The sequence below is a fragment of the Streptomyces sp. NPDC008139 genome (genome assembly GCF_042957025.1).
Lineage (GTDB): Bacteria > Actinomycetota > Actinomycetes > Streptomycetales > Streptomycetaceae > Actinacidiphila.
Map to the genome: position 1 here is coordinate 1 of NZ_JBIBHM010000034.1, position 10,993 is coordinate 10,993.

At 67.6% G+C, this 10,993-nt stretch carries 11 protein-coding genes and 5 pseudogenes; 12 read left to right on the plus strand and 4 right to left on the minus strand.

Annotation, left to right across the window (positions count from 1 at the left end):
- Positions 1 to 89: 89 nt before the first annotated feature.
- Complete coding sequence (locus tag ACFZBB_RS34625; protein ID WP_391131193.1) at positions 90 to 314, minus strand: hypothetical protein; 225 nt, start codon at positions 312 to 314, stop codon at positions 90 to 92.
- A 97-nt stretch (positions 315 to 411) separates the two neighbouring features.
- Between ACFZBB_RS34625 and ACFZBB_RS34630 the strand changes: the two are divergent.
- Positions 412 to 848, plus strand: a pseudogene (locus ACFZBB_RS34630) (IS21 family transposase); the annotation flags it as partial.
- A 79-nt stretch (positions 849 to 927) separates the two neighbouring features.
- Positions 928 to 1,086 (plus strand): annotated as a pseudogene (locus ACFZBB_RS34635) (ATP-binding protein); the annotation flags it as partial.
- On the opposite strand, the gene ACFZBB_RS34640 reads toward ACFZBB_RS34635, so the two are convergent.
- Positions 1,071 to 1,271: a hypothetical protein gene (locus ACFZBB_RS34640; protein ID WP_391131196.1), complete on the minus strand. Its 201-nt coding sequence runs from the start codon at positions 1,269 to 1,271 to the stop codon at positions 1,071 to 1,073. The pseudogene ACFZBB_RS34635 and the gene ACFZBB_RS34640 overlap by 16 nt on opposite strands.
- Positions 1,272 to 1,933: 662 nt before the next feature.
- Between ACFZBB_RS34640 and ACFZBB_RS34645 the strand changes: the two genes are divergently transcribed.
- The 10 genes and pseudogenes from ACFZBB_RS34645 to ACFZBB_RS34690 form a co-directional block, all read left to right on the plus strand.
- Positions 1,934 to 2,749 (plus strand): oxidoreductase, encoded by an 816-nt coding sequence (locus tag ACFZBB_RS34645; protein WP_391131199.1) that lies wholly within the window; start codon positions 1,934 to 1,936, stop codon positions 2,747 to 2,749.
- A 74-nt stretch (positions 2,750 to 2,823) separates the two neighbouring features.
- Positions 2,824 to 3,735, plus strand: a complete 912-nt coding sequence (locus tag ACFZBB_RS34650; RefSeq protein WP_391131202.1) for an alpha/beta hydrolase fold domain-containing protein — start codon at positions 2,824 to 2,826, stop codon at positions 3,733 to 3,735.
- A gap of 74 nt (positions 3,736 to 3,809) precedes the next feature.
- Positions 3,810 to 4,850: a zinc-binding dehydrogenase gene (locus ACFZBB_RS34655; RefSeq protein ID WP_391131205.1), complete on the plus strand. Its 1,041-nt coding sequence runs from the start codon at positions 3,810 to 3,812 to the stop codon at positions 4,848 to 4,850.
- A gap of 108 nt (positions 4,851 to 4,958) precedes the next feature.
- The gene (locus ACFZBB_RS34660) at positions 4,959 to 5,549 is read left to right on the plus strand and encodes a TetR family transcriptional regulator (RefSeq protein ID WP_391131207.1); all 591 of its coding nucleotides are present in this window, start codon (positions 4,959 to 4,961) and stop codon (positions 5,547 to 5,549) included.
- Between the two features lie 706 nt (positions 5,550 to 6,255).
- Positions 6,256 to 6,978: a transposase family protein gene (locus ACFZBB_RS34665; RefSeq protein WP_391131209.1), complete on the plus strand. Its 723-nt coding sequence runs from the start codon at positions 6,256 to 6,258 to the stop codon at positions 6,976 to 6,978.
- A 165-nt stretch (positions 6,979 to 7,143) separates the two neighbouring features.
- Complete coding sequence (locus ACFZBB_RS34670; protein WP_391131212.1) at positions 7,144 to 7,695, plus strand: hypothetical protein; 552 nt, start codon at positions 7,144 to 7,146, stop codon at positions 7,693 to 7,695.
- A 290-nt stretch (positions 7,696 to 7,985) separates the two neighbouring features.
- A pseudogene (locus ACFZBB_RS34675) lies at positions 7,986 to 8,036 on the plus strand (hypothetical protein); the annotation flags it as partial.
- An 8-nt stretch (positions 8,037 to 8,044) separates the two neighbouring features.
- Positions 8,045 to 8,536, plus strand: coding sequence for a thioredoxin domain-containing protein (locus ACFZBB_RS34680; RefSeq protein ID WP_391131221.1), 492 nt, complete (start codon positions 8,045 to 8,047; stop codon positions 8,534 to 8,536).
- 96 nt (positions 8,537 to 8,632) lie between these two features.
- Positions 8,633 to 9,481 (plus strand): annotated as a pseudogene (locus tag ACFZBB_RS34685) (IS5 family transposase).
- Positions 9,482 to 9,514: 33 nt separating this feature from the next.
- Positions 9,515 to 9,757: pseudogene (locus ACFZBB_RS34690) on the plus strand (hypothetical protein); the annotation flags it as partial.
- Here the strand turns inward: ACFZBB_RS34690 and ACFZBB_RS34695 are convergent.
- Both ACFZBB_RS34695 and ACFZBB_RS34700 read right to left on the minus strand, forming a co-directional pair.
- Positions 9,708 to 10,232, minus strand: a complete 525-nt coding sequence (locus tag ACFZBB_RS34695) for a hypothetical protein (protein WP_391131215.1) — start codon at positions 10,230 to 10,232, stop codon at positions 9,708 to 9,710. The pseudogene ACFZBB_RS34690 and the gene ACFZBB_RS34695 overlap by 50 nt on opposite strands.
- A complete protein-coding gene (locus ACFZBB_RS34700) occupies positions 10,229 to 10,912 on the minus strand; it encodes a methyltransferase domain-containing protein (protein ID WP_391131218.1) in 684 nt (227 codons plus the stop codon). Before ACFZBB_RS34700 ends, ACFZBB_RS34695 begins: the two co-directional genes overlap by 4 nt.
- Positions 10,913 to 10,993 lie beyond the last annotated feature (81 nt).

Sequence of the window (10,993 nt, forward strand, 5' to 3'; positions counted from 1 at the left end):
TCCGCGCGAAGTCCACGCCGAGTATGAGAAGTTGCGAATCGCCGCGTGAAATAAACGGTCAGAAGCCTGTCCGGAAAACGTGAGGCCCCTCACTGGATGATGTCGGCCGCTTGGGCAGATATCGGCTTGCCGCGGGATCGTCGCCTCAGGCGTGCGATGCGGTCCCAACGAGCGAAGGCGGTGATCAGCCTGCGGTCCTCGGTGTCATCGATCGTGTCGAGCTTCCGGTCGATCCACTGCTCCAGCCGGGCCATGTATTCGTCGCGGACGGGCAGGATGCCGGCGGATGTCGGCGTACATATGAACGTCCCCACCCGCGTACGGATGAACGCGGCCAGTTCTTGATGCGTTGAGGGGGCTGCTTCGGCACGCTGCTGCTTGGTCGTTGTGGGGCGGTGGAGGTGATGGACAGTGGTCCTGGATTCGCACCGATGGTTGGAACTGCGTCGTTTCCGTGGCTTGTTGGAGTCCGGGTCGATGAGCCTGTCGGAGATCGCCAGGGAGACCGGGCTGGACCGGAAGACGGTTCGGAAGTACCTCTCGGCCCCAGGTCCATCCACCCCGCCTCGTCGGTCGCCGACGGGGCGGCCCGTGCCAGGGTGATCGACGAGTTCGCACCGCTGATCGACTCGATGCTCCGTGCGGAGATCCTGATAAAGGCTGCGGTCATCCACGAGCGGCTGGCAACGGAATATAGGTTCTCCGGCAATTACCAGCGGGTCAAGCTCTACGTTCAAGAAGCCCGCCCGAGGATCGCTGAGGATCTCGGCATCACCCCGAAGGAGTTGGCGGGGATGCACCGCCGCTTCGAGGTAATCCCCGGCGCCCAGGCCCAAGTCGACTGGGGCGGTGCGACACGAGGTCGCGCATATGAGTGAACTGGTGGCAGCGGCGATCCACGAAAAGGAACATGTGCCAGCCCCAGATGGGTGGACCAAAACGTTCACCGATCCAAGGCTCTGCTCCGCCATAGTCGACCGATTGACGTTCGGCGGCAACATCATCGAGACCGGCACCCACTCCTACCGTCTGGCCGTCACTCGGGCTCGGGCCGAACAGATGGCCGCAGCTCAAGCTGGCGGCTGACCCAGTCGCGCCGCCTCCAAGTCCAAGGTGAGCGCGTCGGGCAGCGCGAACAGCGTGTCCACGTCCGCATACTGCGCCAATGCCCGCAGGAGGTCACGGATATGGGCGTCGTCGCCGTCGCGCACCGCCGCCACTATGGCGGCGATCACGGGGTCCCCGACACAGCCGTCGAGCCGACTGGTCATACCGGGTCAACGAGCGGGGCCCGGAGCGGGCACGCGGGCCGCGCCGCGAGGGACGACCCGGTGGAGTGAAGTGTGCCAGTCGGCGGTTGCTGTCGCGGCCATCGCCTCGTTGCGCACGGTGTGACAGTGCCTCACTAAGCCGCGGATGCCCCGTCCGGGCGGCGCCGCAGGGCCGTGACCGGGGACGGCGGAGAATCGATTCTGCTCGCCGACGACACCCCGGTCTTCACCGCTCTGGCCGATCAGTGGCGCCGTGAAGTACGCATGCTGCCGGGGCAGCGCGACCGCGCGTGGTCCCTCCTGGCCGCGCTCCCCACCGATCGCGGTGCGGTGCCGGGCTTCCCCCCGGCGCCGCACCCAGCCCGGGCCTGATCAGCGGACCGCCGCATCCCCGGGACGGGCCGGATCGGACGGCTCTGGTTGGGCCCCGTCCGTTCCCGCCCCACGGGCCGGAACCCCGGCGACCGCGTGCAGGTCGGCGGCCTGGCGCCGCAACGACCGACGCGGTCTCCGCGACCAGCCGGTCGATCACACCGTCCGGGCTGTCATCCCCAGGTCGGCCGGGCAGCCGCCGGAGCCGTTCCTTGCGATCCGCCCCGTCCCGTAATAGTATTACGACCATAAGTTAAACGATCGTAATTCAATGACGTAGGGAGTCTGTGATGGCGACACATCGGCCGGTGGCACTCGTGACGGGGGCGTCATCGGGGATCGGCAACACAACCGCTCGCGCCTTCGTCGCAGCCGGGTTCGAGGTGATCGGAACCGGACGGAGCACCTCTGGACTCACCCGGCCCGACGGTGTGACCTTCCTCGACCTCGACGTGACCCGTGACGAATCCGTCACCGCCGCCGTCCAGGAAGTGATCGAACGGTTCGGACGGATCGACGTCCTGGTCAACAACGCCGGTCTGGGCTCGGCCGGCGCCGTCGAGGAGAACTCCGTCGCCCAGGCCCAGAGCCTCTTCAACCTCAACTTCTTCGGCCTGGTCCGCATGACGAAGGCCGTCCTGCCGCACATGCGCGCCCAGGGCCATGGACGCATCGTCAACCTCTCGTCCGTCCTCGGCGTCATCCCGCAGCCCTACATGGCCCTCTACGTCGCCGCGAAGCACGCCGTCGAGGGCTACTCCGAGTCCTTGGACCACGAGGTCCGCGAGCACGGCGTCCGCGTCCTGCTCGTCGAGCCCGGCTACACCCGGACCGCCTTCGATGCCAAGGCCGTGCAGCCCGACACCCCGTTGCCCCTGTATGCGCAGCGGCGGCGTGTCTTCGACGAAGTGGTCGCTGCGGCGATGAAGGGCGGCGACGACCCCGCCGTCGTCGCCAAGGAGATCGTGACGGCGGCCACCTCCGCGAAGCCGAAGCTGCGCTACACCGCCGGACCCCTCGCCTCGCGCATCACCACCGCGCGACGCCTCCTGCCCGCCGGGATCTTCGACAAGCAGATCCGCAGATTCAACCGGATGCCCGGCTGACCTCGCACCCGGCCCATCGACCTGCTGTGCGCGCGACAGGCGCGCTCAGCTCTGACCTGACAAGGAGCATCACCATGGGAATCAGTACGGAAGCCCAGCAGTTCGCGCAGTTCCTCGAAAGCGTGCGCGCGAAGGCGTCGACACCGGGCCTGGATCTGGCCATCGTCCGCGACATCGTCGACACCCATGCTTGTGCATCGACCGAGCCGCAAGGCGTCACCTACGCCGACGTGGACGCGGACGGCGTCCCCGCCCTGTGGGCCATCCCCGAGGGCGCCGACCCCGACAAGGCACTGCTCCACTTCCATTTCGGCGGATCAGTCGCCGCCTCGATCGCATCGGACCGCAAGGCCGCCGGCCACATCGCCAAGGCGGCCGGAGCCCGCTCACTTGTCGTGGGTTTCCGCCTGGCGCCCGAGCACCCCCACCCGGCGCAGATCGACGACGCGGAGACCGCCTACCGCTGGCTGCTCGCCCAGGGCTACCAGCCGCGGAACATCGCCAGCACCGGCCACTCCATCGGAGGCACCCTCGCGGTCGCGCTGCCGCTGCGCCTGCTCGCCAAGGGCGAGGCGGCCCCTGGGGCGATCATCAGTATCTCGCCATGGACCGACCTCACCATCAGCAACCCGAAGGTGGACGAGAACGAGGAACTCGACAAGATGCTCAGCCGGGACATCCTCGAACAGTTCCGAGCGGCTTGGCTGCAGGACCCCGGCGTGGACTTCACCGACCCCGCCATCAGCATCGTGAACGCCGACCTGACCGGTCTGCCGCCCACGGCCCTGCACTACGGCGAGTACGAGGCGCTGGCCGGCGAGGGCGCCGACTTCGGCCGCCGACTCGCCGACTACAAGATCCTCTCCGAGGTCCGCCCGCTGCCCGGGGGCCAGCACTCGTTCGTCCTGGGCGCGGGGCGCGTGCCAGAGGTGGACCGGGCGATCGAGCAGATGGGTCAGTGGCTTCGCCAGCACCTCGGCAGCTGACGTCGAAGCCGCACTGGCACGCGCACCGTCCGCCGAGAAGGCAACCAAGAAGATCACGCACAGGAGCCGCTGACATGAAGGCATTCGTCGTCGAGAAGTACGGCAAGGACGGCCTGCGCGCCGCAGACGTTCCCGAGCCCACCGTCGGGGACGGCGACGTCCTGGTCCAAGTGAGCGCCACCAGCATCAACCCGCTGGACAAGATGGTCCGCAACGGGGAGTTCAAACGACTCCTGAAGTACAAGCCTCCGTTCGTGCTCGGCCACGACGTCGCCGGCGTCGTGACGCAGGTCGGGTCCGCCGTGCGCGACTTGAGAGTCGGCGACGAGGTCTACGCACGTCCCCGCGACCTGCGGATCGGAGGCTTCGCCGAGTTCATTGCGATCGACCAGGACGACGTCGCGCCCAAGCCGCAGTCACTCACGCTCAGCGACGCGGCAGCAGTGCCGCTGGTGGCCCTAGCCGCCTGGCAGATCCTCGTCGACCGCGCCCACGTGACGCCGGGCCAGAAGGTACTCGTCCACGCCGGTGCCGGTGGCCTGGGATCGACAGTCATCCAGCTCGCCAAGCACCTCGGGGCCACCGTGGCGACGACCACGAACTCCCGCACCGAGAACTTGGTCAGGAGCCTCGGCGCCGACATCGTCGTCGACTACACCAAGGAGGACTTCTCGCAAGTGCTCTCCGGCTACGACCTGGTACTGGACTCCCTCGGCGGGGCGAACCTCGAGAAGTCACTGACCGTACTGAAGCCTGGCGGCCTGGCCATCAGTGTCGTCGGCCCGCCGGACGCCGCGTTCGCCAAGCAACTCGGCGCCCCAACCTTGCTGGGCCTGGTCATGAACGTGCTCAGTCGCAAGATCCGCAAGCAGGCCAAGACCCTGGGCGTGCGCTACCAGTTCCTCTTCATGCAGGCCAGCGGCACCCAGCTGCGCGAGCTCGCCGCCCTCTACGACAACGGACAGCTCCGCCCGGTCATCGACCGAACGTTCCCCTTCGACCAGACGCTCGAAGCGATGGCACACGTCGAGCAGGGCCGCACCACAGCCGGAAAGGTCGTGATCTCGATGGCGCCCGGCAACGACCGAACCGGGCCGGCCACAGAGAAGGCGTAGCGGTGATCCACGATGCCGCCCGCACCCCATTGGAGTGCGTTCGTAATCCAATATGATGGCGGAACCGGCGGGGCAGACGACCCTTCCGGCACACAAAGGAGCGGACGCGTGGCGCGTTACGGGAAAGAGCAGAAGCAGGCGACCAGGCAGCGGATCATCGAGACCGCCGGCCGCCGGTTCAAGCAGGACGGCATAGACGGCTCGGGCATCTCGACGCTCATGGCGGACGCCGGACTGACCAACGGCGCCTTCTACGCCCACTTCGCATCCAAAGAAGACCTCGTGGCCACCGCGGTCGCGGACCAGTTGGCCACGCAGTACGCGAACGTCATCGAGCAGGCGGCCCCCGGGACCGCCGGACTCGAGCAGATCGTACGGTGGTACCTGTCGCCCCAGCACCGCGACAGCCCCGACGACGGCTGCCCCTCCGCCGCACTCCTCGATGAGATCGGGCGCTGCACGGACGAGACCAAGCAGGCGTACACCGACGGCGTGCTCGCCGTCATCGACGGTATCGCCGCCCGCCTGGCACCCGCCGACCTGCGCTCGGTACGCACCAAGACTCTCAGCGTCTACGCCATGATGGTCGGCACACTGCAGCTCTCCCGCGCCCTGGCCGACCCGCGACTCTCCGACGAACTCCTCGACGAGGGCATCCGCAACGCCCTCACACTGCTCAGCGCACAGCAACCCCGCTGACACCTCGCAGCAACCCCGCCGAGCCGCTGCACACACTGTCCCGAGCCCCACAGGCGCAGGCGGCACACGGGACACTGGGCCGGGGCCGGGCCCGCCACCCGTTCGACCCCTTCGAGGACCCCGAACCGGGGCCACCGCCTGCTCTGCAACCCGCCGTGGCGGAGCAACGGCCGGTTGACGGCGCCGTGCCGTGGCGGTCAATCCGCACGAAGGCCGACCCGACTGGCTTCCACGCACGTTCAGCTCAACGAAGCGGCTGGAACGGAAAACGAGGGCGATGATCGCCTCACGGCTGCCCTTCGGCGCTGACCAGGCCCCCGGGCCGGCCCCGGGCATGCGCGGCGATCGCCTGTCGACCTGCACGCCCTGCGGCCGATGGCCCACATGCAGACCCTCCTGGCCCCACCGGCGCGGGCTCGAACCCCGGCCCGCGCCAGCACCGCGCACACTTCTTCGAACAGGGCTCGATGATCCACATCCGGAGCCTACCGAGAGCCGCCTCCACCAAGCCTCCGACGCCAGCAGGTGGAGTCGAATCTCAGTTACACAACGCGGGGCCCACGGCCGCAGGTGGAGTCAGAACTGAGGTTCTGGCTCACTTTCCGTGGAGTGTGCACGCTGAGTGATGGTTATCGGACAAGCGAGCCCGGTGGAAATTGCCCGGAATTGAGCCGTACCGAGTGCGGTGTGGCTGACAGTTCGGCCCGTGGAAGAAGTGGTGCTCCGGCTGGAGGAGTTGCTGTTCCCGTCGATCGCCGATGTCGCGGTGCTGTCGGTCGACGTGAACGACGAAGCGGTACACATAGTGGCCAGGAGCACGGTGACCGGGGCGGTCTGTCCCGACTGTGGGAGCTGGTCGCGGCGGATTCACAGCTCCTACCTTCGCTTTCCTGCTGATGTGCCCAGCGGGGGCCGGCGGGTCGCGCTCTGTTTACGCGTCCGCAGGTTCCTCTGCCCGGTCATCTCGTGCGGACGGCGGACCTTCGTGGAACAGCTGTCAGGGTTGACCCGTCGTTACGGGAGGCGGACCGAGCGGCTGCGGTCGACGTTGGCCTCGGTCGGGCTCGCGCTCGCCGGCCGGGCCGGCGCCCGGCTGGCCAGAGTCTTCGGAGTGCCCGTCAGCCGCAGCACGGTGCTACGGCTGGTCGAGGCATTGCCCGACCCTCAGGTTCCGGCCCCAAGGGTGGTCGGGGTCGATGAGTATGCGACCCGCAAGGGTCGCTACTACGGGACCATCCTGGTCGACGTTGGGGTCTGGTGCAGGGAAGGTGACATGTTTGGTCACGCGGCCTGGAGGGCCTGTGTGGTCATGACGGTCTCGTATTCGACGGGGGCCGTGACCTACGTCTTCTGTCCCATGCCCGGCAAGTGGTCGCTGGATGCGACCGGCCCCGGAGGCGCTGAGGACTACGAGGAGAAGGTCATCTGATCCAGGCGTGCCCATACTCCGGGGCGGGGTACCACCCCGCCCCGGAGCGGCCGTCCAGGTTTTCGACACTGCCACGCTCTCCGAAAAGGCGCCTCCGCGCAGGCCGCGACAACCTATACTGACCGGTGCCTTCGCCCGGCAATGTTCTCTTTTCTAGGAGATTTCGTGGCACTGCGAGAAGACATACTGGCGAACTTTCCCGTGTACGACTGCGACAGCTCGCTCGTTCCTGTCATCTCCCCGATGACCCTCTGCGGAGACGGTGGCAGCGAGGTCACGGGAATCGGGCTCACGCGAGGAACTCGGACCCGCACCGAGCCCTGGATTTCTGTTTTCTCGTTCTCTCCCCAATTCAAGCGGGGCGTCGAGTTCGCAGACTACGCGAACTGGGCATTGCTGCACCTCGCAGAAGACCTCTCCACCGATCTGCCCGAGGGGCCGGTACGCAAGTGGGTCATCCGCGACGTCTCGTACCTCACATCCATCGACCCCGACGGCCAACCTCACTCCGTCACCATCGACGCAATCGCAACCCCCGCGCGGCGCTGGAACGTCCCAGGAGAAGGCTGGGTGGTGGCAGCTCCCCACCCAGGCGGCGGAGTAGCTGTCAGTGCACACTGTGTCGATGAAGTACCCCAACTGATCCGTGCCGAAGGAGCCGTATGGAAGTCAGCTATCCAAGCGGAAGTGCGGGAATTCACGAACGGCGCGATCTAGGTTTGCGGGCGGCGCATCACTCGACGCCGTCGAGGAAGGCTCAGGATCCACCATGTGACAACGCGACAACAATCCCAAGCCGACCGCACGCGTACGGCTGCGGCTTGAGCGGGAACGGCAGGAAAAGCATGACCGGATACGACGGCAACCAATTGCCGGGGGAGGTGTCGTCACGGCGCTGATCGTTGCGGCAGGCGTAGCCGTGTACGCCACGACTCGGGACGACGCAGAGGCAACGGCAGAGACCCCGCTTCGAACCCGCCAACACCAGCGGGCGGGAAGGCACCAGCGTGGTACTGGGCCACGCCAAGGACAGGTTGGACCTCTACGAGGATCCACGCTGTCCCGTCTGCGCCCAGTTCGAGCAAAACGTAGGGTCGGAAGTTCTAAGGGGTACCGGGACGGCCGCTACCGCCTTTCGTTCAACTTCGGCGATTTCCTTGATGCCAGATTCGGGAGGCACGGATCACATAGGGCCCTCGAAGCACTCGGGGCCGCCCTCAACGTCAGCCAGGACGCATTCTTGGAATACCATGCTGAGCTTTACTCCAAAGAGAATCACCCCTCGGAGGAAAAAGACAGGTTCAACAGCACCAGCTACCTCCTCAAGATCGCGGAGAAGGTGCCGGCGCTGAAGGGCAACGCGAAGTTCGAGACGGCAGTGAAGGAGGACACCTTCGCCACGTGGGCCAATCGAATGGTCGAAAAGTTCAACGCGAGCAAAATCGCCGGCGCGCCCACCCTGAAGTACAACGGGCAAAATGTCGCCGGTTCGAGCAGCACCGCACCCATGACGCCCCAGGACTTCATCCAGGCGCTGAACGCCGCCAGCGGACCGTAAGAGTTTGTAGCACGATCTTGCGGGCGGCTGCAGGTCAGCCGTAACCAGTGCGACGATTGAGCCGGTCGTGAGGGCATGAGCGTCAAGCCGTGAGTCGTGGACGACGATTTGTGGGCGAGGGTCGAGCCGTTGCTGCCACCCTGGCCCGAGCGGTCGCCCGGACCCAACCCAGTCCCAGACCGGCTGTGCCTGCAGGGCATCCTGTTCGTGCTCTGCACCGGGATCCCACGGCAGCAGCTCCCGTTGGAGCTGGGCCTCGGCTCCGGGCAGACGTGCTGGAGGCGCCTGGGGCGATGGCAGGAAGCCTGAGTCTTCGACCGACTGCACCGGATACTGCTCGCGGAGTTGAACGCGGTCGGCGAACTGGACCGGAGTCGCGCCTGCGTGGACGCCTCCCACGTGCGCGGGGAAAAGGGGGGTGCCGCGCCGGTCCCGTCACCGGTCGACCGCCGCAAGACCGGCAGCGAGCACCACCTGATCACCGACGATGGCGGCATCCCGCTCAAGGCCATCACCACTGCGGCCAACGTCAACGATGTCACCCAGACCCTCGCCCTGGTCGACGGCATCCCGCCGGTCGCCGGCCGAGTCGGCCACCCCCGCAAGCGCCCCGACGCCGTACTCGGCGACAAGGGATACGACAGCAACCCCCACCGCCAAGAGATGCGTCGGCGCGGGATCCTGCCGGTCATCTCCCGCAAGGGCCAGCCCGATATCCAGGGCCTGGGCAGGATCCGCTACGTAGCGGAGCAGACCTTCGCCCTGCTCCACCAGTTCAAGCGTCTCGCCGTTCGATGGGAACGCCGCTTGGACCTGCACGACGCCTTCGTCTCGGTCGGGTGCTCGCTGATCTGCTGGAGGAGGCTCACGAGGCCGCGCAACTCATGGGCCCGGCGTTCATGCCCGTGGCCGGTCGGGCATTCTCACACCGCCACCAGGCAGTGATCTGATGAAGTAGCTGCCCCGCAGACCGATGACCCAGCCGAAGGCACCGGTGCGGACCCGCGCGTCGCCGAGGCCGCGCTCCTGCTGGAGGAGAGCCGTGTCGAGGGCGCCCATCTGATCAGGCGGCCCACTGACCGCACGTACCTGCGCACCAGTGCCGGGACCCTGGTCATGCCCGACATCGCCAACCCCGCCGCCCAGGGCGTCGAGCGTGCTGCCAGTGTGCTCACTCAACTGCTGTCCGCACGCGGCGGTACCAGCGGCGGTGAACGACGGGTTCGACGCACAGCACGGCGGCACTGGCTATCGTCCCGATCAGCAGGGCGGTCCTCCCACCACCGTTGAGAATCGCCCCCGCGCACGCGGCGGCGAGTGCGAGTGGGCGCAGCAGGGTCAGCGGGCCGAGGCCGACGACCACCGCGAGTGTGCTGGCCCGGAACGGCAGGACGAAGTACGCGGCGAGCGAGAGGAACACGATGGCGGCGTAGCCGGTGAGCGGGAGCAGGTAGCCGCGGCCCCCGGCGGTCAGGTTGTCGTACGAGCGGTTTCGGTCCGCCGCAGTCATGAGGACGAGGGTGGCGGTCAGCGCGGGAGCCAGCAGAAGGACGCTCCCGACGGCCAGCCCGCGTAGGGCTGCTCGGGCGTTGGCCCGGCGTTTGCGGATCCGGGCATCACGGCCCGCGTAGGCCCGGAAGCCGCTGAACGCCGCGTCCATCAGGCCAAGGAGCGCCAGCGGTATGGCGGGCGTCATCGAGGTGCCTGGGCGAGGTACTCCGGGCCGACCAGGTGACGGGCGGCCCGACCGAGGGCCAGCCGGAACGGCGCCTCCAACGGCGGGCGCACCCCGATGACCGGACGCACCGTCGTGCAGAACGGATTCGCCAAGCGTTGCGGCTCGTACAGCAGGGGCCGGATGCCAGGTACGTCGGCGGCGCGCAGGAGCGTCTCGTCGCTGTGTGCGCGCTGTGCGGACACGACGCCGTCGTGGCGGCCCAGCGGGTGGCGCATCCGGGCCCGGTGGAAGATCCAGGCGCCGATGGGCGCAAGGCGGGTCGCGGCGATGTCGAAGTGGCAGAAGGCAGCCGCAGGAGAGGCGGCCTGGGTCTGGAAGAACCTGTCCAGAGCCGGACCACGGAAATGATGCAGCACACCGGTCGAGACGTAGACGGTCGCCGCTTGCCGCAGCGCGAACGCGTCCGCGTGAACGAACCGGCAGTTGAGCACCTCCGCACGCGCCAGGCGGCCCGCTTCGCCGACCAGGGCGGCATCGAGGTCGACCCCGACCAGTTCCACGTCCGCGCCGAGCGCGTCGGTGGCCGCCAGCCAGCGCACCAGATAGCCCAGGCCACATCCGATGTCGACCAGGCGGTACGGGCCGGGCCACCCGGAAGTCGCCCGGATCGCGGTAAAGAGCGGGCTGAGGGGCCTCACGTTTTCCGGACAGGCTTCTGACCGTTTATTTCACGCGGCGATTCGCAACTTCTCATACTCGGCGTGGACTTCGCGCGGAGG

Bases quoted from the DNA above. Each gene is read 5' to 3' on its own strand.
- ACFZBB_RS34695 (WP_391131215.1), bottom strand. From the start codon at position 10,232: ATGACGCCCGCCATACCGCTGGCGCTCCTTGGCCTGATGGACGCGGCG.
- ACFZBB_RS34655 (WP_391131205.1), top strand. From the start codon at position 3,810: ATGAAGGCATTCGTCGTCGAGAAGTACGGCAAGGACGGCCTGCGCGCC.
- ACFZBB_RS34645 (WP_391131199.1), top strand. From the start codon at position 1,934: ATGGCGACACATCGGCCGGTGGCACTCGTGACGGGGGCGTCATCGGGG.
- ACFZBB_RS34640 (WP_391131196.1), bottom strand. From the start codon at position 1,271: ATGACCAGTCGGCTCGACGGCTGTGTCGGGGACCCCGTGATCGCCGCC.
- ACFZBB_RS34650 (WP_391131202.1), top strand. From the start codon at position 2,824: ATGGGAATCAGTACGGAAGCCCAGCAGTTCGCGCAGTTCCTCGAAAGC.